At 36.4% G+C, this 23,819-nt stretch carries 21 protein-coding genes and 1 tRNA gene; 19 read left to right on the top strand and 3 right to left on the bottom strand.

Features of this window, described 5'->3' with window-relative positions:
- Positions 1-72 precede the first annotated feature (72 nt).
- The 3 genes from ACGH47_RS04980 to xthA all read right to left on the bottom strand — a co-directional run bounded on the left by ACGH47_RS04980 (position 73) and on the right by xthA (position 4,097).
- On the bottom strand, positions 73-1,743 hold the full coding sequence (locus tag ACGH47_RS04980; protein WP_411622869.1) for an Hsp70 family protein: 1,671 nt from the start codon (positions 1,741-1,743) through the stop codon (positions 73-75).
- A 185-nt stretch (positions 1,744-1,928) separates the two neighbouring features.
- Positions 1,929-3,260, bottom strand: coding sequence for an exodeoxyribonuclease VII large subunit (xseA, locus tag ACGH47_RS04985; protein WP_267379607.1), 1,332 nt, complete (start codon positions 3,258-3,260; stop codon positions 1,929-1,931).
- 30 nt (positions 3,261-3,290) lie between these two features.
- Positions 3,291-4,097 carry an exodeoxyribonuclease III gene (xthA, locus tag ACGH47_RS04990; protein ID WP_411622870.1) on the bottom strand — a complete coding sequence of 269 codons (807 nt, stop codon included), beginning with the start codon at positions 4,095-4,097 and terminating at the stop codon, positions 3,291-3,293.
- A 115-nt stretch (positions 4,098-4,212) separates the two neighbouring features.
- On the opposite strand from xthA, the gene tyrA reads away from it, so the two are divergent.
- The 19 genes from tyrA (at position 4,213) to ACGH47_RS05085 (ending at position 23,654) form a co-directional block, all read left to right on the top strand.
- Positions 4,213-5,334, top strand: coding sequence for a bifunctional chorismate mutase/prephenate dehydrogenase (tyrA, locus tag ACGH47_RS04995; protein WP_411622871.1), 1,122 nt, complete (start codon positions 4,213-4,215; stop codon positions 5,332-5,334).
- Between the two features lie 118 nt (positions 5,335-5,452).
- The gene (gene glmM, locus ACGH47_RS05000) at positions 5,453-6,784 is read left to right on the top strand and encodes a phosphoglucosamine mutase (protein ID WP_267358943.1); all 1,332 of its coding nucleotides are present in this window, start codon (positions 5,453-5,455) and stop codon (positions 6,782-6,784) included.
- 258 nt (positions 6,785-7,042) lie between these two features.
- Complete coding sequence (atpB, locus tag ACGH47_RS05005; protein ID WP_065558537.1) at positions 7,043-7,825, top strand: F0F1 ATP synthase subunit A; 783 nt, start codon at positions 7,043-7,045, stop codon at positions 7,823-7,825.
- Between the two features lie 34 nt (positions 7,826-7,859).
- Positions 7,860-8,087: a F0F1 ATP synthase subunit C gene (gene atpE, locus ACGH47_RS05010; RefSeq protein WP_370632135.1), complete on the top strand. Its 228-nt coding sequence runs from the start codon at positions 7,860-7,862 to the stop codon at positions 8,085-8,087.
- 24 nt (positions 8,088-8,111) lie between these two features.
- Positions 8,112-8,582 carry a F0F1 ATP synthase subunit B gene (atpF, locus tag ACGH47_RS05015; RefSeq protein WP_065558535.1) on the top strand — a complete coding sequence of 157 codons (471 nt, stop codon included), beginning with the start codon at positions 8,112-8,114 and terminating at the stop codon, positions 8,580-8,582.
- A gap of 13 nt (positions 8,583-8,595) precedes the next feature.
- Positions 8,596-9,129 (top strand): F0F1 ATP synthase subunit delta, encoded by a 534-nt coding sequence (gene atpH, locus ACGH47_RS05020; protein ID WP_267350255.1) that lies wholly within the window; start codon positions 8,596-8,598, stop codon positions 9,127-9,129.
- Positions 9,130-9,140: 11 nt separating this feature from the next.
- Positions 9,141-10,682, top strand: coding sequence for a F0F1 ATP synthase subunit alpha (atpA, locus tag ACGH47_RS05025; RefSeq protein ID WP_411622872.1), 1,542 nt, complete (start codon positions 9,141-9,143; stop codon positions 10,680-10,682).
- Positions 10,683-10,696: 14 nt separating this feature from the next.
- Complete coding sequence (atpG, locus tag ACGH47_RS05030; protein ID WP_411622873.1) at positions 10,697-11,566, top strand: F0F1 ATP synthase subunit gamma; 870 nt, start codon at positions 10,697-10,699, stop codon at positions 11,564-11,566.
- Positions 11,567-11,615: 49 nt separating this feature from the next.
- Entirely contained in the window at positions 11,616-12,998 is a 1,383-nt protein-coding gene (gene atpD, locus ACGH47_RS05035) for a F0F1 ATP synthase subunit beta (RefSeq protein ID WP_065558531.1), read from the top strand.
- A gap of 26 nt (positions 12,999-13,024) precedes the next feature.
- Positions 13,025-13,450: a F0F1 ATP synthase subunit epsilon gene (locus tag ACGH47_RS05040; RefSeq protein ID WP_220216301.1), complete on the top strand. Its 426-nt coding sequence runs from the start codon at positions 13,025-13,027 to the stop codon at positions 13,448-13,450.
- 412 nt (positions 13,451-13,862) lie between these two features.
- Positions 13,863-17,057 carry an exodeoxyribonuclease V subunit gamma gene (gene recC, locus ACGH47_RS05045; RefSeq protein ID WP_411622874.1) on the top strand — a complete coding sequence of 1,065 codons (3,195 nt, stop codon included), beginning with the start codon at positions 13,863-13,865 and terminating at the stop codon, positions 17,055-17,057.
- A gap of 8 nt (positions 17,058-17,065) precedes the next feature.
- Positions 17,066-17,851 (top strand): TatD family hydrolase, encoded by a 786-nt coding sequence (locus tag ACGH47_RS05050; RefSeq protein ID WP_411622875.1) that lies wholly within the window; start codon positions 17,066-17,068, stop codon positions 17,849-17,851.
- 371 nt (positions 17,852-18,222) lie between these two features.
- The gene (locus ACGH47_RS05055; protein ID WP_065558527.1) at positions 18,223-19,626 is read left to right on the top strand and encodes an MFS transporter; all 1,404 of its coding nucleotides are present in this window, start codon (positions 18,223-18,225) and stop codon (positions 19,624-19,626) included.
- A gap of 4 nt (positions 19,627-19,630) precedes the next feature.
- Positions 19,631-20,263, top strand: coding sequence for an MBL fold metallo-hydrolase (locus ACGH47_RS05060; RefSeq protein WP_267358950.1), 633 nt, complete (start codon positions 19,631-19,633; stop codon positions 20,261-20,263).
- 151 nt (positions 20,264-20,414) lie between these two features.
- Positions 20,415-21,002 (top strand): biotin transporter BioY, encoded by a 588-nt coding sequence (locus ACGH47_RS05065; protein WP_267358952.1) that lies wholly within the window; start codon positions 20,415-20,417, stop codon positions 21,000-21,002.
- Positions 20,986-21,561: a YiiX/YebB-like N1pC/P60 family cysteine hydrolase gene (locus ACGH47_RS05070; RefSeq protein WP_411622876.1), complete on the top strand. Its 576-nt coding sequence runs from the start codon at positions 20,986-20,988 to the stop codon at positions 21,559-21,561. Before ACGH47_RS05065 ends, ACGH47_RS05070 begins: the two co-directional genes overlap by 17 nt.
- A 95-nt stretch (positions 21,562-21,656) precedes the next feature.
- Positions 21,657-21,732, top strand: a tRNA-Asn gene (locus tag ACGH47_RS05075).
- A 210-nt stretch (positions 21,733-21,942) separates the two neighbouring features.
- Positions 21,943-22,671, top strand: coding sequence for a type 1 glutamine amidotransferase (locus tag ACGH47_RS05080; RefSeq protein ID WP_411589568.1), 729 nt, complete (start codon positions 21,943-21,945; stop codon positions 22,669-22,671).
- A 356-nt stretch (positions 22,672-23,027) separates the two neighbouring features.
- Positions 23,028-23,654, top strand: coding sequence for a Fe-Mn family superoxide dismutase (locus ACGH47_RS05085; RefSeq protein WP_220216282.1), 627 nt, complete (start codon positions 23,028-23,030; stop codon positions 23,652-23,654).
- Positions 23,655-23,819 lie beyond the last annotated feature (165 nt).

Here is a 23,819-nt window from a genome sequence, read left to right on the forward strand (position 1 = left end):
AACTAGTGTATAAACTTCCCCTTTTATATCAATAATAAAAGGGGAGAAGTTTATAAATACTACTTTGAATAATTATCTATCAAGATCTTTAAGTTCAGACTCAATATCACAACGAAACTCATTAATTTCATCTGGATTTTGACGATTTAATACATCAAGAAATGCTTCAAGATAAGATCCAATTAAATGACGTTCATCACCAAGTGATTGCGCCCATGCACGTTCCAATCTAGCTAATAATGTACGATTTTGCATTTGATCTCGGGGATGAATTTTCAGTGATTTTAAACGTTCATGACTTTCCTGTTTTTGTTGTTCTGTTAACCCTATCGGGCTATGATCGATTACCTTGCCGTGTTGCTTACCTGTTTCAAGTACCACAACATCGACCTCTAATAATCCATTTAAATCATAACTGAAACGAATATCAATCCCTTGTATTTTTTCCATAGGCGTTAAAGGAACTTCAAACTCATCAATTAACACATTGTTTTCAACACGTGGATTTTCGCCTTGATAAACGGCTATAGAAATCAATTTTTGTTGTGGACGACTAGTATAAAAAGTCTTCACTTTGGAAGTTGGTACAATTGTATTGCGTTCAATAATGGGGGAAAATAAGCCATGAACATTATCCGACGCACTTTCAATACCTAATGTGTAAGGACAAACATCGGTCAAAATAACTTCTTCCACATCTTTATTACGCAATCGACAAGCTGCTTGTACTGCAGCACCTTGTGCCACAATAGTGGTCGGATTAATATGGCGATAAGGTAATTTGCCAAATAATTTGGTAACCAGTTCACGCACAACGCCCAATTGAGACGAACCACCCACTAACACAATATGTTCTAGTTGATTCGGCTTCAACCGAGCGTCACTTAACGCTTGCTCGATCGGTGCTCGAAGGCGATTTAATAATGGCAACCAAATCATTTTAGCTCGATTTTCGTTAAGCTCAAATTGCCTCTCTTTATCTTGCCAAAACCAAGTTAAGTGTTGCATCTGTTCGCCGTTTAACTTGCATTTTAACTGTTCAGCTAAATCAAGTAATCTGGCATAATCATCGGCTGAAACATCTTGCTGTTTAATATTCCATTCACTTAAGCAAGCTTTAACAATATCATGAGTAAAATCTTCTCCACCTAAATAATTATCGCCCGCCGAAGCATGGACTTCGATTATTGGCATAGAGTACTCAAGTACGGTGACATCAAATGTTCCCCCACCCAAATCAAAAACTAATGTATTACCGGATTGTTCATCATGCAAGCCATATGCCATGGACGCTGCAGTTGGTTCATTAATTAAACGTACCGCGTTTAATCCAGCAAGTTCAGCTGCAAAACGGGTTTGTTTGCGCTGCTCATCATTAAAATAAGCAGGGACAGAAATCACCACATCATGAATGTTTTGTTTTAGAAAAGCTTCAGCATCAGCTTTTAAAGATTTTAGGACAATTGCAGAAAGTTCTGTTGGCGTAAACTTCTTATCGCCTAATTCAAAAACTTTATTCGATCCTAAAAAACGTTTAAATGCTGATGCACTTTGATTGGGATGAGTTGTTAATCGTGATAACGCTGCTCGACCAACTAAAATGGATCCATCTTCATCAATACTTATTGCTGATGGTGTTACCACTTCTCCAATTGCGTTGGGAATCAGCGTCGGTTTACTATCTTGCCAAACACAAATTAAGCTGTTTGTTGTACCTAAATCAATACCTATTGGGGGATGCATAAATCGTCTATTCTCTTATGTACTTAAATATTATTAGTTATTAGTTATAAAAAAAAATTTAAACGTAGTATTATATACTGTATTACTATTTTAATGACAATTTTATTTGATTAAAATAATCAGTATACTTTATTGTATAAAATTGAAGTTTAGTAATATGATTTTTATCGTAATAATTAATTATTTTATTTCACCTCAGTAATTTGACTGACTAAAATCCCTTCTTTTAACTTTGTCGTGATACATTCACCCACTTTCACTTGTTGACTATTACAAATCACATCATCATGTTGGTTAGTGGTAATGGAATAACCCCGCTCTAACGTTGCCAGCGGACTTAAGTTATTAAGTTGTGAGGTTTGTAAAACAAATTGATGTTGCGACATTGCTAATTTTTGTTTAATCATATTAATCAGTTGCTGTTGCTTTTGATATAATGTCTGACCATAAAACGTGATGTGATATTCTGGCGAAACACTCAATAACTTTCTATCTAATCGATTATATTGATTAGTAAGTTTAAGCAAATATTGTTGAATATTTTCATATAACGCATGTCGATAAGTAATGAGTCGATTTAATTGTTGAGATAGCTTTGCTTGGGGATGTTCCGCTTGAAGTCGATGAAACCATGTATTCAATATTTCGCGTTGTCTTGTTAAGTAATAATCCATCGCCATCGATAAATGTTGTTCTTGTATCAAAATTCGCCGAATCTGTTCTTTATTATCATGACTAACAAGCTCTGCGGCAGCGGAAGGCGTTGCAGCTCTCACATCAGCAACAAAATCAGCTATTGTGAAGTCAATTTCATGTCCAACTGCACTTACAATAGGTAGTTGACTAGCAAATATCGCTCTTGCAACCACTTCTTCATTGAATGACCAAAGATCTTCAAGCGATCCACCACCTCGCCCAACTATCAATACATCACACTCTTGACGTACATTTGCTATTTGGATCATCTTGGCAATTTGACCAGCAGCTTCTGTACCTTGAACTTGGGTCGGATAAATGATTACCTGTAAACTGGGATCCCGGCGTTTTAAAATCTGACAAATATCATGCAATGCCGCCCCAGTTGCCGAGGTAATAATACCAACAGTACGAATATTTTCCGGTAAACTTTTTTTATAGATAGGATCAAAGAGTCCTTCATCAGATAGTTTTTGTTTTAATTGCTCAAATTTTTGTTGCAGTAATCCTGCTCCAGCCGGTTGCATTTTATCAATGACTAATTGATATTCTCCACGTGCTTCGTACAATGTCACCATCGCTCGAACTAAAACTTGTTGCCCATTTTGCGGTGTAAATCCTGTTCGAAAATTACTATTTCGAAACATCGCACAACGCACTTGGGCAGCATCATCTTTAAGCGTAAAATACCAATGCCCTGAAGATGGACGAGAAAAATTCGAAATTTCGCCAACTAACCAAATTTGACCAATCGCATCAGAAAGTAGATCTTTGACCATTTGATTAAGATCTTTTACCGATAAAATCGAATTATTCAACATGTACTCATCCTTCTTAATGACACTAAAAATTTACGTTAAATCGAATTCTGCCCAAATTGGCGCATGATCAGATGGTTTGTCCATGGCTCGAATATCATAATCAATGCCAGTTTGTTGACAATAGGATAACAATTTTTGACTAGCTAAAATTAAATCGATGCGCAGTCCAGTAAAGGTATCAAAACCTTTAGATCGATAATCAAACCATGAATAGTCTTGTTCAGTTGGATGTGCATGACGGTAAGTATCGATAAAGCCTAGTGACATTAAATTATCCATCCATTCCCGCTCTTCGGGTAAAAATGAACATTTACCAGTTCGTAACCAACGTTTACGACTATCATCAGAAATACCAATATCTAAATCGGTTGGGCAAATATTCATATCTCCCATTATCAAGGATAACTGATTACTCAATTGATGTTGCCGTAAATAATCAATCAAATCATGATAAAACTTACGTTTGGCAGGATATTTAACTTCATGATGCATACTTTCACCCTGCGGAAAATAGCCATTTATCACGGTTAAATTTCCTTGGTTGGTCGGTAACTCTGCCATAATCAAACGGCACTGAGCATCATCACTATCGGTTGGAAAGCCACACTGCACTGATATTGGTTTTTGTTTGGTTAATAACGCAACACCATAATGCCCTTTTTGACCATGATAATGTAAGTGATAACCAAATTGTGCTAACTCTTCGAGAGGAAATTGATCATTATGAACTTTGGTTTCTTGTAAACCAATTATGTCGGGCTGATGTTTATCGATAATTGCGGCTAACTGATGAATGCGTGCACGCAGACTATTAATATTAAATGAGATAACTTTCATGATAAATTTATTATATTCGAATTGATGTTTAGATTTAACCATGCTATCAAAAATACGATATACTGTTAAGCTATTACAGTAAAAGCTACCATTTGTGATAAAGGAATCACCGAATATGTCCACGGAATTACTTGAACTACGCGATAAAATTGATGAGGTCGATAAATCAATTTTGTCACTCATTACTCAGCGATTAGCCTTAGTCGCCGAAGTTGGCGAAGTAAAAAGCAAATATGGTATTCCAATTTATGATCCGAAGCGTGAAGCTGAGATGTTAGCGAAAAGACGGCAAGAGGCAGAAAATTTAGGTATTTCTCCAGCGCTAATCGAAGATATATTACGACGACTAATGCGAGAGTCTTATATTAGTGAAAACGACAAAGGTTTTAAAAAAGTTTACACAGGTAAAGGATCAATTGTCATTATCGGTGGTAATGGTCAAATGGGGCGGTTGTTTGCACAATTATTCACCCTATCTGGCTATGAAGTTAAAACATTAGGTTCCAAAACTATGCACCAAGCCTCGCAGGTAGTTGCCGATGCCGCTGCAGTCATTGTGACCGTACCAATTAATAAAACCTGTGAAATCATTCGACAATTACCGACTCTACCTAAAAATTGTATATTAACCGATTTCACTTCTATCAAAGTAAAACCGCTTCAAGCCATGTTAGAAAAACATCCTGGCCCTGTCGTTGGCTTACACCCTATGTTTGGTCCTGATGTACCTAATTTAGCAAAACAAATTATAGTGTATTGTGAAGGACGAGAGCCTGAAAAATACCAATGGCTTATTGATCAAATGCGCATTTGGGGTGCAAATTTATGTGCTATCAGTGCCAAAGAGCATGACAAATGCATGTCATTTATTCAAGCATTACGCCATTTCACCTCTTTTTCTTATGGTGTTAATTTACAGCAAGAACATGTTGATTTAGAAAAACTAATCGCCCTTTCTTCTCCTATATATCGCCTTGAACTGATGATGGTTGGCAGATTATTTGCTCAAGATCCTGAACTTTATGCCGATATCATTATGGCATCAGATGATAATATCGAATTAATTAAACGCTATTATCAGCGCTTTGGACAGATGGTTGAATTGATTGAGCAACGCGATAAGGCAAAATTTGTTGAGAATTTTAATGAAGTCACCAAATGGTTTGGTAGCTATGCACAACGTTTTATCAAAGAAAGCCAAGTTTTATTAAAATTCGCTAATGATAATAGAGAATAATTTTATTATGCATAAATATAACATCCGACATCATTAATTATAATTAGCACAAAAATCTTATGTAATTATTTATCAATAAAATTATTATTAGAAATAAAATTTAGTATGAGGAAATAAAATGTCTAATCGAAAATATTTTGGTACTGATGGGATACGAGGTAAAGTTGGACAATATCCTATCACTCCCGATTTTGCTCTTAAATTAGGTTGGGCAGCTGGACGCATATTAGCTAAAGATGGTGTGAAAAAAGTCTTAATCGGAAAAGATACGCGTATATCAGGCTATATGCTTGAATCAGCACTTGAAGCTGGTTTTGCGTCTGCCGGTGTTGCTACTGCCTTTACCGGACCAATGCCAACGCCTGCTATCGCTTATTTAACTCGTACTTTTCGAGCTGATGCGGGTATTGTCATTTCTGCTTCACATAATCCTTTTTACGATAATGGTATTAAATTTTTTTCTACCGAAGGAAAAAAACTTGCTGATTCGATTGAATTAGAAATTGAAGCAGAATTAGAAAAAGATATAGATTGTGTCGAATCCAAACAATTAGGACGTGCTAGCCGTATTACTGATGCAGCAGGCCGTTATATCGAATTTTGTAAAAGCACCTTTGATCATGAGCTAAGTCTATCGGGTCTGAAAATTGTAGTCGATTGTGCGAATGGCGCAACCTATCATATTGCGCCAAAAGTATTGCGTGAGCTCGGCGCAAAAGTCATCAAAATTGGCTGTGAACCTGACGGCGTTAATATTAATGAAAATTGTGGTGCTACTGATGTTAGAGCATTGTCAAAACGAGTTATTGATGAACAAGCAGATTTAGGTTTTGCATTAGACGGGGATGGTGATCGCATTATAATGGTTGACCATGAAGGTCGAAAAATTGATGGCGATCAGATTATTTATATCATTGCTCGCGAAGCACTCAGACAAGGTCAACTAAAAGGTGGCGTTGTCGGTACATTAATGAGTAATATGGGACTGGAAATAGCACTTAAAAACCTTGGCATACCTTTTGCTCGTGCTAAAGTTGGTGACCGTTATGTTCTTGAAAAGCTTATTGAGAAGAAATGGCGTTTAGGGGCTGAAAACTCAGGTCATGTTTTGCTATTAGACAAAACAACAACTGGCGATGGCATTATTGCTGGTCTACAAGTTTTAAGTGCTATGGTTCGCAACGATATGTCTTTATCAGATTTATGTAGTGGCATGATAATGTTACCTCAAGTATTAATTAATGTTCACTATACCGAAAAAAGTGATCCATTAAAAAATTCAGCAGTAAAACTAGCAATAGAGCAAGTTGAAAAAGAACTAGATGGTAACGGGCGGGTATTAATTCGCAAATCTGGAACAGAACCTCTCATTAGAGTAATGGTTGAAGGCAGTGAAGAAGCCGAAGTACAAAAATTGGCAGAACGTATTGCACTAGCTGTTAAAGCTTAAAAATAATATTTTTTATATGTAATAATAAGTTTTTAATAAGTCAATACGTTTAATGAGTTTATTAAGCAAGCTCTGTTTATTTACAATTTTTTAGTAAAAAGTGTTGAATTTATTTATTTTGTTAATAATTTGTTGACTTTATATAGGTAATTGGGTTTAAAATACTAGCTTAGGGTTATTACAGCGATTGTCTATACCTTTTAATATAGATAAAACATTGTAATATTTTTTATTTTTAGGAATAAGTAAGAAGGTTATATGGCAGTTTCCTCTCCGGCTTCGCCACAGGCTTATATCAAGCACCATCTTGAAAACTTACAAGTAGGTTCAGGTTTTTGGACCTTTAATCTTGATTCATTGTTTTTTTCAATTTTTCTTGGTGTTATTTTCTTGTGGATTTTTCATCGTGTTGCCAAAAAAGCAACAAGTGGGGTACCAGGTAAATTACAATGTGCTGTCGAGATGATCTTTGAATTTGTTAATAATACTGTCAAAGACATGTTCACTGGTCAAAACAAGCTCATTGCACCGTTAGCATTAACGGTATTTATTTGGGTCTTTTTTATGAATCTCATGGATCTTATCCCGGTTGATTTCCTCCCTTACGCAGGACAATACTTAGGTTTATCTCATTTAAGAGTAGTGCCAACAGCAGATGTCAGCATTACTATGTCAATGGCTTTAGGCGTCTTTATTTTAATTATTTTCTATTCTATCAAGTACAAAGGAATTTCAGGGTTTATCAAAGATTACACCCTTCATCCTTTTAATCACTGGGCTTTTGCACCAATCAATTTAGTACTTGAACTTGTCGGTCTATTAGCTAAACCACTATCTTTAGGTCTACGACTTTTCGGCAATATGTATGCAGGTGAACTTATTTTCATCTTAATTGCGGCATTAATACCTTGGTGGTCACAATGGGTATTATCTTTACCGTGGGCCATTTTCCATATTTTAATTATTACGTTACAAGCTTTTATTTTTATGGTGTTGACGATCGTTTATTTAGCAATGGCATCGACAACGGAAGAACATTAATTTCAATATTTTTTATATTAAACTGGAGTATATAATGGAAATTTTATATGTAGCCGCAGGCATAATGATGGGATTAGCTGCTGTAGGAGGCGCAATTGGTATCGGTATACTAGGTGGTAAATTCTTAGAAGGTGCAGCACGTCAACCGGAATTAATCCCTATGTTACGAACTCAATTTTTCATTGTTATGGGGCTAGTGGATGCGATCCCAATGATTTGTGTGGGTATTGCGCTTTATATCATCTTTGCTGTTGCCGGCTAATAAAAATCTAAGAGGAATCGTCTCATGAATATGAACGCAACTCTCCTCGGCCAAGCAATTACATTTGTATTGTTTGTTTGGTTCTGTATGAAGTTTGTTTGGCCTCCTGTTATCGCTGCGATTGAAAAACGTCAAAAAGAGATAGCTGATGGACTTGCTTCAGCAGAAACAGCAAAAAAAGATTTGGAACTAGCCAAAGCAAATACATCTGACTTAATGCAACAGGCTAAGGTTGAGGCTAATGCAATTATAGAGCAAGCCAATAAACGCAAAGCAATTATTCTTGAAGAAGCACAACAAGAAGCAATTCGAGAAAAAGAACGAATTGTTGCGCAAGGATTTGCTGAAGTAGAGGCTGAACGTAAACGAGCTAAAGAAGAGCTTAAACAACAAGTCGCTACACTTGCTATTGCTGGTGCAGAAAAAATTATTGAACGCTCTGTTAATGAAGCCGCAAATAGCGACATCATTGATAAACTCGTAGCTGAATTATAAGGAGACTAGAGCAATGGCAGACTTAATTACAATTGCTCGCCCTTATGCTAAAGCTGCTTTCGAGTTTGCGGTAGAAAAAAACAATATCGAATCATGGCATAAAATGCTAATGGTAACATCTCAAGTTAGTCAAAACGAACAAATACGTAGTATTTTGACATCTGACATGAAAGCCGATTCGGTTGCAAACTTACTCATCAATATCTGTCAAGATGTATTAGATGAGTTTAGTACAAATTTTATTAAGATTATGTCTGAAAACAAACGGTTATCTCTTCTTCCCGAAGTGCTTACACTGTTTGAACAATATTGTTTAGAGAGAGAAGCGCAAGCAGATGTCGATGTCATTTCGGCACAAGCACTGTCTAACGAACAACTTGATAAGATTTCTATCGCTGTCGAAAAACGTTTATCACGAAAAGTAAAACTAAAATGTCATATTGATCCATCGCTCATTTCTGGTTTTATTATTCGTACGGGCGATATGGTTATTGATAGTAGTATCAGAGGGCGTTTAACAAGATTAAATGACGCTCTACAGTCTTAAGGGGACTGATAATGCAGCTAAATTCAACTGAAATAAGTGAACTAATTAAAGAGCGTATTGCTCAGTTCAATATTGTGAGTAACGCTCACAATGAAGGAAGGATCATATCGGTAAGTGATGGTATCCTTCGAATCCACGGATTAACCGATGTCATGCAAGGTGAAATGATTTCACTACCCGGAAATCGTTACGCAATGGCGTTAAACCTTGAAAGAGATTCTGTCGGTGCAGTCGTTATGGGACCATACGAAGATCTATCCGAAGGGATGAAAGTACAATGTACTGGTCGTATTTTAGAAGTACCTGTCGGCGATGGTCTATTAGGTCGGGTTATTAATACCCTTGGTGAACCAATCGACGGTAAAGGTTCAATTCAAAATGATGGTTTTTCTCCTGTAGAAGTCGTCGCACCTGGTGTTATCGACCGTCAATCGGTTGACCAAGCATTGCAAACCGGTTATAAAGCCGTTGACTCAATGATTCCTATCGGACGTGGTCAACGTGAACTTATCATCGGTGACCGACAAACCGGTAAAACCGCATTAGCAATCGACGCAATTATTAACCAACGTAACTCAGGTGTTAAATGTATCTATGTTGCCATTGGTCAAAAACAATCAACCATTGCCAATGTTGTACGTAAACTTGAAGAACATGGTGCACTAAAAAATACCATTGTGGTTGTTGCATCCGCTTCTGAATCAGCGGCATTACAATACTTAGCGCCGTACGCAGGTTGTGCAATGGGCGAGTACTTCCGTGATCGTGGTCAAGATGCATTAATTGTTTATGATGATTTATCTAAACAAGCGGTTGCTTACCGTCAAATTTCATTGTTACTTCGTCGTCCACCTGGGCGTGAAGCTTATCCGGGTGATGTATTCTATTTACATTCTCGCCTACTTGAACGTGCAGCACGTGTTAACGAAGCGTATGTTGAAGAGTTCACCAAAGGTGAAGTGAAAGGTAAAACAGGTTCATTAACGGCTCTACCGATTATTGAAACCCAAGCTGGTGACGTTTCAGCGTTCGTACCAACTAACGTAATTTCAATTACTGATGGTCAGATATTCTTAGAAACCAGCTTGTTTAACTCTGGTATCCGTCCTGCGGTTAACCCAGGTATTTCGGTTTCTCGTGTAGGTGGCGCGGCTCAAACTAAGATAATGAAAAAATTATCTGGTGGTATTCGTACAGCCCTTGCACAATATCGTGAATTAGCGGCGTTTTCTCAGTTTGCATCTGATTTAGATGAAGCAACAAGAAACCAATTAAGTCATGGTGAAAAAGTAACTGAATTATTGAAACAAAAGCAATACTCACCAATGACAGTTGCTGAACAATCAATTGTTCTTTATGCAGCAGAGCGTGGTTATCTTGAAGATGTTGAACTCGCTAAGGTTTTACCATTTGAAGCAGCACTACTAGCTTATGCGCATAGTCAATATGCCGATTTTGTTAAACAGATTGACGAGACAGGCAATTACAATGATGAGATTGAAAGTAAGTTAAAAGCAATGCTTGATAGCTTTAAATCAACTCAAACTTGGTAAGGGTGAGGTAACAAATGGCTAATGCAAAAGAGATCAGAACGAAAATTGCCAGTATCCAAAGTACGCAAAAGATCACAAAAGCAATGGAAATGGTTGCCAATTCCAAAATGCGTAAAACGCAAGATAGAATGGCATCTTCTCGTCCATATGCAGAAATGATTCGTGAAGTAATTGGACATTTAGCGTTAGCTCAAATAGGTGCCAAACATCCTTATTTAGAAGAAAGGGATGTAAAACGAGTTGGTTATCTTATTATTTCAACCGATCGTGGTTTATGTGGTGGTTTAAATATCAATCTTTTTAAAACTGTTGTTGCTGATATGTCAGCATGGCAGGAAAAAGGTGTAGAAGCAGATGTCGCATTAATTGGTTCACGAGGGGTTTCGTTTTTCTCATCAGTAAAAACAAATATTTTAACCCAAGTGACTAATTTAGGTGATGAACCAGAATTATCTGATCTGATAGGTCCAGTAAAAACGATGCTTGAGTCGTATGACAATGGGAAAATTGATAGATTATATATCGCAACGAATAGATTTATTAACACCATGTCGCAAAAACCGACTATTCAGCAATTATTACCATTACCGCATTCAGAAGATAAAAAACTCACTGCTTCAACATGGGATTATATTTATGAGCCTGAAGCTAAATCGCTTTTAGATGTGATTTTACGTCGTTATATTGAATCACAGGTTTATCAAGCTGTGGTAGAAAATCTAGCGAGTGAACAAGCAGCAAGAATGGTGGCCATGAAAGCAGCAACCGATAATGGTGCAAATTTAATCAATGAATTACAGATTGTGTATAACAAAGCACGTCAAGGTGCGATTACCAATGAATTGATTGATATTGTATCGGGCGCAGCTGCTGTTTCAGGTTAATGCTAAATATATTGGCTTATAGTTAAGAAAAAGACGTAGAGGAATAAAAATGGCTACTGGAAAGATTGTCCAGATCATCGGTGCGGTGGTTGATGTCGAATTCCCAGAAGATGCAGTACCAAAGGTATATGATGCATTAGAAGTGGAAACTGGCGCCGAAAAATTAGTTCTGGAAGTTCAGCAACAATTAGGTGGTGGCGTTGTTTGTTGTATCGCAATGGGATCATCTGATGGTTTAAGACGTGGACTTAAAGTCGTCAACACAGGGCACGGCATTGAAGTACCGGTAGGTACTAAAACACTAGGTCGTATTATGAACGTACTTGGTGATCCTGTTGATAAAGCAGGTCCAATTGGCGAAGAAGAGCGCTGGGCTATTCACCGTGCAGCGCCAACCTATGAAGAACTGGCTAACTCAACTGAGTTACTTGAAACCGGTATTAAAGTTATCGACTTAATTTGTCCATTTGCAAAAGGGGGCAAAGTCGGTCTTTTCGGTGGTGCAGGTGTAGGTAAAACCGTTAACATGATGGAGTTAATCCGTAACATTGCTATCGAACATTCTGGATACTCTGTATTTACAGGTGTTGGTGAGCGTACTCGTGAGGGTAATGACTTTTATCATGAAATGAAAGAATCAAACGTACTTGATAAAGTATCGCTTGTTTATGGTCAGATGAATGAGCCACCTGGAAACCGTTTACGCGTAGCGTTGACAGGATTAACGATGGCTGAAAAATTCCGTGATGAAGGTAAAGACGTACTCTTATTTATCGATAATATTTATCGTTATACCTTAGCCGGAACAGAAGTATCGGCGCTATTGGGTCGTATGCCATCAGCAGTAGGTTATCAACCAACATTAGCCGAAGAAATGGGTATCCTTCAAGAACGTATTACATCGACTAAAACTGGTTCAATTACATCAATTCAAGCCGTATACGTACCAGCCGATGACTTGACAGACCCATCACCAGCGACAACCTTTGCTCACTTAGATGCAACAATCGTATTAAGTCGTCAAATCGCTTCATTAGGTATCTATCCTGCGGTTGATCCACTTGATTCAACCAGTCGTCAATTAGATCCATTGGTTGTTGGTCAAGAACACTATGATTGTGCACGAGGCGTGCAATCAATTTTACAACGTTATCAAGAATTAAAAGATATTATCGCTATTCTTGGTATGGATGAGTTATCAGAAGACGATAAATTGACCGTGGCTCGTGCACGTAAAATTCAACGCTTCTTATCTCAACCATTCTTCGTTGCCGAAGTGTTCACTGGCTCACCGGGTAAATATGTGCCATTAAAAGATACAATCAGTGCTTTTAAAGGTATCATGAACGGTGATTATGATCACATTCCTGAACAAGCATTCTATATGGTTGGTTCAATCGATGAAGCGATTGAAAAAGCGAAATCTCTGTAAGAGATTCATTGAACGGAGATAGTATTATGGCACTAACTTCCTATCAATTAGAAGTTGTTAGTGCTGAATCTCACCTATTTTCGGGTGATGTTCAGCGAATCAGAGTCACAGGTATTGAAGGTGAACTCGGTATTTACCCGGGTCATACGCCACTGCTTACTACCATTAAACCAGGTATGGTGGGTATTGTGAAACCCAATGGTGAAGAAGAATTTATCTACCTATCGGGTGGTATATTAGAAGTTCAACCTAATATAGTAACAATCTTAGCTGATACGGCTATTCGAGGCGAAGATTTAGATGAAGCCAGAGCACAAGAAGCAGTCAGACGTGCCCAAGAACATATTAATCACCCAAGTGATGATATGTCATTTGCACAAGCCTCTGCTGAATTGTCAAAAGCTTTAGCTAAAATGCGTGTTATCGAATTAACACGCCGTATTGGACAATAGTTTCGTTATTAAAATCAAAAAGATTACAAAAATTAATTTTGTAATCTTTTCTGCTTTTCCAATAGTCCTGTTCAGTACCCCAATAACAACAAGTCTTCATATTCACACTGTGAAGTAAAACCGTTTATTACTTTTATAATTGAATTGAATAATTAACTCATCTTTTTTTATATTGTGAAATTTTTATGTCGTAAATAAAAATAATTAAAAATGAGAATACTGCTAAGCAAACTGCAAAATTTACTTTGAGTAAGATAAATTATGAATGTTTTGTGTGCCTGCTTCTTTGGTGATATCCATTACGTTAAAAACTAAAATGACTCAAAATCTATTGTCTCTAATGATAGGCTACTAGATTTATTACTCACTATCAGCGATAATTTTGAATAATCTTTTCGAATTTAAAGCGACTATGTTTACCATTTATCATTCAAATCAAGTCGATCTGCTCAAATCATTGGTGAGTGAATTGATGCAAAGACAACCATTAGAAAATGTGTTCATGCCCGATATGGTGATCGTGCAAAGCCAAGGCATGGCGCAATGGTTGCAGATCGAGCTTGCAGATGCACTCGGTATTGTGGCAAACATTGCTTTTCCTTATCCAACTCAGTTTATCTGGCAAGTTTATCAAGCTTTATTACCCGATTCGCCTATTGAAAACAGTTTTAATCCTGAAGCCATGACTTGGCGTCTATTTTATTTGCTGCCTCAACTCATTGATAAGCAGGAATTTAGCGCACTCAAACATTATCTCAATATAGATAAAACAGAAAGAAAGTTATATCAACTGGCAACACGTATTGCTCGTTTATACGATCAGTACTTAGTTTATCGCCCTGACTGGCTAGCAAAATGGGAATCGAATAAAACCGTGGTCGAATTAAATCATCATCCCGATGAAATTTGGCAAGCTGAGCTGTGGAGACAATTAATAGCCATTAGTCAGCCGTATCACCGTGCAAATATCTACCAGCAAATGCTTGATATCCTACTGGATGACCATTTTGATAAAAAACGGTTAAATACGTTACCCGACCGTATTTTTATTTTTGGTATTACTTCCCTTCCACCCATTTATCTTTCGCTACTCTCAGCACTTGGAAAACATATCGATGTACATTTAATGTTTAACAATCCTTGCAAATGGTATTGGGGAGATATTGTCGAAAAACAGCTAACTGACATACAAAATACACCCGATAAAATCCCAAATCCACTCTTAACGTCATGGGGAAAACTAGGTCGGGATTGTCTGTTTTTATTACAGGAATTCCAAAACAAACAAGATATTGATGTGTTTGCTGATCACGATCGCACTTGTTTATTACATGCTATTCAGCAAGATATACTGGAGCTATATCCGTCAGATAAAACTGCACTTCACATTAACTCAACCGATAAATCAATTTCGTTTCATGCATGCCATAGCGAACAGCGTGAGGTCGAAGTACTCTATGACTATTTACTATCTGTCTTTGATGCTGATCCAACCATAGAGTTACGTGATTGCATTGTGATGGTTTCAGATATTGATAAATACATCCCTTATATTCGTGCCGTTTTTGGTAATGCTGAAGGTCAACGTTATCTACCTTTCACTATTTCCGATCAGAAAGCTCGAAATATTGATCCCATTGTGCAAGCATTTTTTGCGATTTTAAATTTCCCTCAAAGTCGATTTACAGCAGAAGAGTTATTTAATTTACTGGAGATTCCAGCAATTTCGGAAAAATTTTCGATCAATGAATCACAATTAACGCTTTTAAGGACATGGATCATTGAATCGGGTATTCGTTTTGGTCTTGAAAATGCCCATAGTTGGTTATTTGGACTTGAACGTTTGTTGCTTGGTTATACGATGAGCAGTGAGCAAGGAAGCTGGCAGCAAATACTCCCGTATGATGGTGCGACTGGTTTGGATGCTGAACTTATTGGTCAATTAGCTGAATTTATTAGTATAGTCCGTAAATGGTCAACATTGTTAAGTCAAGCCAAACCATTAGTTGAATGGCAAAGTTGTTGCCTTGAATTACTCAATGATTTTTTTATTAGTAATGAACAACGTGAATCTATTTTATTGATGATTCAAGATGAGTGGCAAAAGCTGATTGACAGTGGATTGTTAGCAAATTTTGCGGATAACATATCGATGACTATTTTACATGATGCGATGCAATCACGTTTAGAACAAAATCATTTAGCTCATCGTTTTTTAGTGGGCAAAATCAATTTTTGTACTATGATGCCAATGCGTTCGATTCCCTTTAAAGTGGTATGTCTATTAGGCATGAATGATGGTGATTATCCTAGAACATCGCTACCGCTTGATTTTGATTTGATTGCTCAGTACCCAAGACGAGGGGATCGAAGTCGTCGCACAGATGATCGGTATCTCTTTTTAGAAGCAATTTTATCGGCTCAAAAACAACTCTACATGAGTTATATTGGGCGAGAAATTAAAGATAATACTGAACGTTATCCGTCAGTATTAATTGATGAACTATGGGACTATATCATTCAATACTATAATGATACCAAAGATAGTACAAACGGTTTCGATAATTTACGTGTCATCCATACGCGCACACCATTTAATCCTCAAAATTATTTAAATCCGCCTAAAAGCTATGCCAATGAATGGCTACCGGCAGCACAACAGCAAGGTGAAAGTCAATCCTTCATTAGTGATATTTCGGCGATGACGATTGATAACATTAGTCTTGATGAATTAAAACGATTCTATCAACACTCCATACGATTTTTTTTACAAAAACGATTCAATTTCTATATTAATTATCTTGATGATACTTTACCGGATGCTGAAAATTTTAATCTGGATAATTTTGAACGATACCAGCTTAATGTAAAAATTTTAAATCAATTGATTGATCACACTATCCAAGAATCAGATTTGTATCATCGATTAGCATTAACCGGCGAGTTACCAGACGGCGCCTTTGGTCAGATTATTTATGATGAACAAAATGAATCCATGCAATCGTTAGCGAATAAAATTTGCCAAGAACGCCTGATACAAACTGCCGAAGAGGTCAATTTAACCCTTTTTGCTAATGGACAACATTACATACTGCAAGGCTGGTTAACCCATGTTCAAGAGGATGGGATTTTAACATGGCGACCATCGAAACTTTCGATCCGTGATGGCATGACATTATGGATCGATCATCTTATTTATTGCATCTCCAATCCTGAAAACACGAATAGCTATAGTCGCATCTATGGTCGGGAAGAGAGTGAATGGCGTTTCGAATATTTAAACCCTGAGCAAGCACAAATTATTTTAACAACTTTAATCGAAGGCTATTTGCAAGGTATTAATCAACCGTTACTCTTTCCAATTCAAAGTGCATGGAATTGGTTAGTATCCGCGTATAATTCTAAAACAAATGAGATTGAAATCAGTCAAAAAGCTATCAATCAACTTAAAAACACTTGGCAAGGAGGGGGATTCAATTCAGCAGAATGTGATAATTATTATGCCCGATTATATCCTGAATTAACCAATCCACTTATTGAGCAGATTATTTATTCGGCTCGACAATTTTTATTACCCATTTTATTACATCAAGAAAAGGTAAAATAGGAGGCATTATGTTTATTGATACACATTGTCATTTTGATTTTCCGATTTTTACCGCAGATATCACTAATTCTATCGACAAAATACAGCAAGCAAAAATTGATGCGCTCATTGTGCCAGCTGTCGCTGCGAATCATTTTCATACAATATTACACCTTGCCGAACAATATAATGAAGTTTATGCGGCGCTTGGTTTACATCCCATTTATCAACACACAGAATCAGATTTAGAAAAATTATCCGATATTATTAATAAAAACCCCAAAAAATTAGTAGCAATGGGCGAAATTGGTCTGGATAAATACAATCTTACCGTTGATTGGCAACAACAACTATTTTATTTTCGTTCCCAGCTTACCTTGGCTAAAAAATATGATTTACCCGTTTTGATTCATTCACGTAAAACGCATGACATTATGTACCACGAACTTCATCAAGCAAATTTACCTTGTCGGGGTGTCATACATGGATTTTCGGGCAGTTATCAACAAGCGATGCAATTTGTGAAACTCGGTTATTATATTGGTGTCGGGGGAGTGATAAGTTACGCACGCGCTAATAAAACTCGCCAAACCATTGCCCAACTGCCTTTAGAAAGTCTTGTACTTGAAACCGACGCCCCCGATATGCCATTAAGTGGTCGACAAGGTCAAATTAATCGCCCAGAATATCTAATTGAAATATTTAATGTTTTAAGTCAATTACGCAAAGAACCCCAACCAGAAATACTTCGTACAATCTTATCGAATACCTTAACGCTATTTAGTCGAATCAATCAAAAAGCATTGAAGCATTAATTATAAATAGCTTTATAATTATATGTGCATTATCACCGTCAAACATTAGCGATAAAAGGCAATTTTTTTGACTGCTTAAAATCGTTTTTTAGACTTTGCGATTGTGTCTCTTACCCACTTAATTTCATTATGAATATTACACAATGCGTAATCGCTATCTATTACTTGCCAAGTATTGATAAGATAAACCGACCAAATCCAAACCGACAAATATCACCAATTCACTGTAAAGAAAACTTAAATAAATTATGCTTTCTGGTTTATTTCATCGACGACAAAGTCGTTTCGAGGTAATATGAGATAAATTGTCTTCTATCATCTTATTGATAGCCTTAAAACTATCATCGCAACAATAATAGGTAATCACTATAATGAGCAATGATATTCAATTATCCCCTATGGTATATCGAATGTTGCCGTGGATTGCGGCAGTCGCATTTTTAATGCAATCACTCGATACATCAATATTAAATACGGCACTCCCCTCGATTGCTAAAGATCTCCATGAATCCCCCTTAAATATGCAATCTGCGGTAATCTGTTATGCATTAACTTTAGCATTGTTTATTCCGATTAGTGGTTTATTGTCCGATCGCTTTGGAACAAAAAATGTTTTTGTGACCGCCGTGTTTCTTTTTACAGCGGGATCGCTGTCTTGTGCCCTATCAAATACCCTTATTTTTATGGATATTTCGAGGGTTATACAAGGTATTGGCGGTTCAATGATGGTACCTGTTTCCAGATTAGTCTTAATTAAATCTTATCGGCGTAATGAATTTTTATCAGCGCTAAATACCTCATCCATTTTAGGACTGGTAGGCCCTGTAATTGGCCCTGTTCTTGGCGGATATTTAGCTGAAATGATCAGTTGGCATTGGGTATTTTTAATTAATATCCCTGTTGGTATTGCTGGGATCATTATTGCTTGGAAATATATGCCAAACCTTAAAGGTGAACGCATCTATTTTGATTTTTGGGGCTTTGTTATTATTGCCATAACATTTATTAGTGCCACGTTAAGTTTGGAGCTGCTAAGTGAGGGACAAAGTAGTTATATTTCACTATTTTTGGCAATAATAAGTTTAATCTTTCTGTTTGGTTACCGATTCTACGCTCAAAAAGCAACGACCCCTCTATTCCCATTATCTTTATTTAGTATTCGCACTTTTAAAATCGGTATTATCGGTAATTTGATAAGTCGATTAGGTATTTCAGGGGTTCCTTTTTTAATTCCATTACTATTACAAGTTGGCTTTGGTTATTCAGCAATTGAAGCAGGAATGATATTAATTCCTATGGCGTTAGCTTCAATGGCAATTAAATCGTTTATTCCTACAATTTTAGCTAAATTAGGGTATCGAAACGTCTTGATTGGCAATACTATATTGGCTGGAACGTTCATTTTATTAATGTCACAATTAAGTTTATCCACCCCGATCATCCTGATGTGTCTATTACTTTTTTGCATTGGTTGTACCAATTCATTACAATTTACGGCAATGAACAGTATCACTTTAGCTGATTTACAAGGTGAAACAACCAGTAGTGGGAATAGTTTAATGGCGGTAAACCAGCAACTTGCTATTAGCTTCGGTATCGCCTTAGGTGCTGTGCTTGTTAGGTTAGTCGGTGAGGAAACCGCTACCATTAAGTCTTTTCAAATTACTTTTATGATATTAGGAATTATCACAATACTTTCTAGCATTGTGTTTGCAGCTTTAAAAAAACAAGATGGGCAAAACTTAACCGCTCATCATCAAGAAACAAGGAGATAACAATATGTTTCAATACCAAATCATTCCGGTTACTGCTTTTCAGGAAAATTGTAGCATTATTTGGTGTGATGAAACAAAAGAAGCAGCCTTTATCGATCCAGGTGGTGAACCCGAATTACTCAAAAAAGCCGTGGAAAAACTGGGCGTGAATATTAAACAAATCCTATTAACGCATGGACATTTGGATCACGTTGGCGCGGCTGTAGAATTAGCAAAACATTATGATGTAAAAATCATCGGCTCAAATCAAGAAGATGAATTTTTATTTAGTGGATTACCTCAGCAATGTATTCAATTTGGTTTTCCTTATATTGAACCCTTTTTACCGGATCATTGGTTAAAAGAAGGAGATAAAATCAAAGTCGGCAATATTTCACTCGATGTACTTTATTGCCCAGGTCATACACCCGGTCATATCGTTTTTATTAATCATTCTGATAAAATCGCTTTTGTTGGTGATGTGTTATTTAACGGTAGTATAGGAAGAACAGATTTTCCGAGAGGCAATCATGCCGATTTGATTTCTTCAATTAAACATAAATTATTACCACTTGGTGATGATTTCGTTTTTGTTCCCGGACATGGCCCTATGTCTAGCTTTGGCCATGAGCGCATGAATAATCCTTTCTTAGTTTAATCAAAATATTGCGGTTGTTATCACATTCATTTTTCATAGAGTGTGATAACCCTCTCAAAAGTAAACCTTTCTATAAAAAATAAGTTTACATAATAAAACTTTGCTATATTATTAGCAAAATATTTACACATAAAAGCAAGGTATAATTATTATGAAACATCAAGTTACCCCATATTATCCAACATTTATTACAACGCTATTTAAGCTATCCTCTTGGCAACGAAAACTCTTTGTAACAACAAGTGCGGCATTATTATTAGGACTAGCCGCTAACATTAGCATTCCAACTTATCCTGTTCCTTTTACTTTACAGTCTTTAGCAATACTCCTTATTGGTGCGTTTTTAGGACGTAAATTAGGTGCATTAGCGATAATTCAATATCTTTTTTTAGGTGCGATAGGATTACCATTGTTTGCCAACGGAAGTAGTGGCATGATAGCTTTACATTCCCCTTCTGCCGGTTATTTATATGGGGCGGTATTTAGTGCTTATTTAGCCGGCTTTGCCGCTGAAAAAGGTTATGATCGCCATTTTATTTTAGGATTAATCGCATTCGCTTGTGCACATTTATTAATCTTTGTATTTGGCGTTCTTTATCTAGCTGGTTATTTACATATTAACCTCATTGAAGCAATAAAACTCGGATATCTCCCTTTTGCAGGATTTGATGCACTTAAGTTTATCATAGCAACTTCAGTCATGTTCCTTTTATGGCGTTACCGTGCTAAAAATCACTGATTTAAAAAAAGGCGATATTATTTTCCAGTGTCTGAACGAGGTTAATGACTTTAATGATGCTGTCACCTGTTCTGGTGCAACACGTAACGTGGATGAGTTAACCAATAATATCAATCATGTAGGATTATATATTGGAAATAATATCGTTATTGAAGCAACGCCAAAATACGGGGTCATTAACCAAACACTGACGCATTTTATCAATGCAGCGCAATTTAATATCATTGGTCGAATTGATAATTTAGCGTTGATTGAAAATGCCATCAAGCGAGCTAAAAAATGTATTGGTCTACCTTACAACCCTAGCTTTCGTCCAAATACAGCTGGACTTTATTGCAGTGAACTCATTACCTACGCTTTTCGAAACGAACACAATGAAAGTTATTTTACTTTATATCCGATGAATTTTAGAGATTTAACGACCCATCAAGTTTTACCTTATTGGATCGATTATTATCATTCGCTAAAAGAGAAGATCCCAGAACAACAGCTTGGATCTCATCCTCAACAACTCTTAAGGCAAACGGAATTATTCAAGACAATCCTAACACTTGAATAAAATAAAGGGAGGTTATTAAAACGAAAAAGCATTTAATACAATTTAACTATTGACATAGCGCCATTTAATCTATAATATGCGCGCTACATTTCGGTTCCTCCATAGTTCAGTCGGTAGAACGGCGGACTGTTAATCCGTATGTCACTGGTTCAAGTCCAGTTGGAGGAGCCAACTTACCGAATTATTAAAACCTGCTTATAGCAGGTTTTTTTATTTCCGACAAATTACACTCCTTTTCAAATTTTAATATTGTGTTTAAAGTAAAATGGTTAATAATATTTTAAAAAAATTGTGACCCATAATACTTTTGATAACACTTTAAATGTTTAAAATTTATCTATAATATTATTGTTAAATTAATAAGAAAGGAAATTTTTATCCATGCATATCCATTTTATTCTTCATGAAGAGTTTGAAGCACCAGGTGCTTATGAACAATGGGCTAAGTTACATCTTCATACGGTTACCTATTCAAGAGTTTATCTGGGCGAGCCACTTCCTGAAAGGATAGATAACATTGATTTTCTTATTATTATGGGCGGCCCACAATCCCCTGCTACAACGAAACAAGAGTGTGCACATTTTGATTCATTAGCAGAACAAACCTTCATTTTATCAGCAATTAAAGCGAATAAAATCGTGATTGGCGTTTGTCTTGGTTCCCAATTAATTGGCGAAGCGCTAGGTGCTCATTTCGAGCATAGTCCTGAAAAAGAGATCGGTAAATTCCCCATTACCTTAACGGAAGCAGGCAAAAAAAATCCGCTTTTTTCTCATTTCGGCGATACGCTAGCAGTAGGTCACTGGCACAATGATATGCCAGGTTTAACGCAAAATGCGCAAATCATTGCTTATAGTGAAGGCTGTCCTCGACAAATTATTGCTTATAGCAAATTGGTTTATGGTTTCCAATGTCATATGGAGTTAACCCATGAGGTAGTTGAAAAGTTGATTGCCCATTCGCAAAATGACCTTAGTCAAGCGGCTAAATCTCGTTTTGTTGATACAGAGGAAAAATTACGTCTACATGATTATAGTAAAATGAATTATAAACTCTTTGTTTTTTTGGATAAGCTGAGTCAATACTATCTGTCTGCTTCTACAAATTAAATTCTATTATCGTTCATGGTTGGTTGTTCGAAATTATGCAAAATATTAAAAGTAGACAACCCCGAAAAACGAAGTAAATTGAGGTTAAAATTAGATAAAGAGTATTTAATCTTAAAACGTAAAATTAACTGATGGAAAATCGTAAGTTTTTTAGAAGGTCGTTTTTTTGCATAATGGTAAGATTGGGAAAGATATTGGTGGAGGGCTTTGTCAATTAGGCAATTTGACTTATTGATTATCCAATCATTAAATAGTTCTGAACTATTCAAATAATAGATTGTGAGATAAGCAATTTGACCGTATACTCTGTAAAATATAGCAATAACGAATATCTAATTTTTGAAAGGAGTATCTTCATGGCTTACACTCTTGCACCTCTACCTTATGCTTATGACGCATTAGAACCGTATATTGACTCGGAAACGATGCATCTTCATCATGACAAACATCATCAAACTTATGTCAATAATGCAAATGCGCTCTTAGAGACTTTACCGGCAGAACTTAAAGAATTATGTCCTGAAACTTTACTTAAAAATTTAGATAAAGTGCCAGCTGATAAACTAACAGGTATCAAAAACAATGTGGGTGGTCACGTTAATCACACCCTATTTTGGGAATTACTTAAAGTTGGTACCGAGCTTAAAGGTGAACTTAAAGCCGCTATTGAAAAAGATTTCGGTTCTGTAGACGCATTCAAAGAAAAATTTTCAAACGCAGCAGCCACTCGTTTTGGTTCTGGTTGGGCTTGGTTAGTGTTACAAAATGGTAAACTTGAAGTAGTTTCAACCGCAAACCAAGATTCTCCTGTCATGGGCGAAAAATTCTCAGGTGTTTCAGGTACGCCTATTTTAACATTAGATGTCTGGGAACACGCATATTACTTAAAATACCAAAATCGTCGTGTTGATTATATTGGTGCATTTTGGAATGTAATTAACTGGGATAAAGTTGCTGAGTTATATGCTCAAGCAAAAAAATAACTGTTTTTAGTATAGTTACTCAATTATCAATGACGCTTAATGCGTCATTTTTATTTATTGGTATTATTTACCAATCATCGTATCTGCAAATTGGCAATTGCTAAATTATACTTAAATCCGCTACAATGGGCGATTAATTGAAAATCGCAAAACCGAACTAAATAA

The sequence above is a fragment of the Gilliamella sp. CG16 genome (genome assembly GCF_046635785.1).
GTDB lineage: Bacteria > Pseudomonadota > Gammaproteobacteria > Enterobacterales > Orbaceae > Gilliamella > Gilliamella apicola_I.

Bases quoted from the DNA above. Each gene is read 5' to 3' on its own strand.
- atpG (WP_411622873.1), top strand. From the start codon at position 10,697: ATGGCTAATGCAAAAGAGATCAGAACGAAAATTGCCAGTATCCAAAGT.
- atpF (WP_065558535.1), top strand. From the start codon at position 8,112: ATGAATATGAACGCAACTCTCCTCGGCCAAGCAATTACATTTGTATTG.
- atpH (WP_267350255.1), top strand. From the start codon at position 8,596: ATGGCAGACTTAATTACAATTGCTCGCCCTTATGCTAAAGCTGCTTTC.
- atpE (WP_370632135.1), top strand. From the start codon at position 7,860: ATGGAAATTTTATATGTAGCCGCAGGCATAATGATGGGATTAGCTGCT.
- atpB (WP_065558537.1), top strand. From the start codon at position 7,043: ATGGCAGTTTCCTCTCCGGCTTCGCCACAGGCTTATATCAAGCACCAT.
- atpA (WP_411622872.1), top strand. From the start codon at position 9,141: ATGCAGCTAAATTCAACTGAAATAAGTGAACTAATTAAAGAGCGTATT.
- ACGH47_RS05055 (WP_065558527.1), top strand. From the start codon at position 18,223: ATGAGCAATGATATTCAATTATCCCCTATGGTATATCGAATGTTGCCG.
- xthA (WP_411622870.1), bottom strand. From the start codon at position 4,097: ATGAAAGTTATCTCATTTAATATTAATAGTCTGCGTGCACGCATTCAT.
- atpD (WP_065558531.1), top strand. From the start codon at position 11,616: ATGGCTACTGGAAAGATTGTCCAGATCATCGGTGCGGTGGTTGATGTC.
- ACGH47_RS05040 (WP_220216301.1), top strand. From the start codon at position 13,025: ATGGCACTAACTTCCTATCAATTAGAAGTTGTTAGTGCTGAATCTCAC.
- tyrA (WP_411622871.1), top strand. From the start codon at position 4,213: ATGTCCACGGAATTACTTGAACTACGCGATAAAATTGATGAGGTCGAT.
- ACGH47_RS05050 (WP_411622875.1), top strand. From the start codon at position 17,066: ATGTTTATTGATACACATTGTCATTTTGATTTTCCGATTTTTACCGCA.
- glmM (WP_267358943.1), top strand. From the start codon at position 5,453: ATGTCTAATCGAAAATATTTTGGTACTGATGGGATACGAGGTAAAGTT.
- ACGH47_RS05085 (WP_220216282.1), top strand. From the start codon at position 23,028: ATGGCTTACACTCTTGCACCTCTACCTTATGCTTATGACGCATTAGAA.
- xseA (WP_267379607.1), bottom strand. From the start codon at position 3,260: ATGTTGAATAATTCGATTTTATCGGTAAAAGATCTTAATCAAATGGTC.
- ACGH47_RS05065 (WP_267358952.1), top strand. From the start codon at position 20,415: ATGAAACATCAAGTTACCCCATATTATCCAACATTTATTACAACGCTA.
- ACGH47_RS05080 (WP_411589568.1), top strand. From the start codon at position 21,943: ATGCATATCCATTTTATTCTTCATGAAGAGTTTGAAGCACCAGGTGCT.
- recC (WP_411622874.1), top strand. From the start codon at position 13,863: ATGTTTACCATTTATCATTCAAATCAAGTCGATCTGCTCAAATCATTG.
- ACGH47_RS04980 (WP_411622869.1), bottom strand. From the start codon at position 1,743: ATGCATCCCCCAATAGGTATTGATTTAGGTACAACAAACAGCTTAATT.
- ACGH47_RS05060 (WP_267358950.1), top strand. From the start codon at position 19,631: ATGTTTCAATACCAAATCATTCCGGTTACTGCTTTTCAGGAAAATTGT.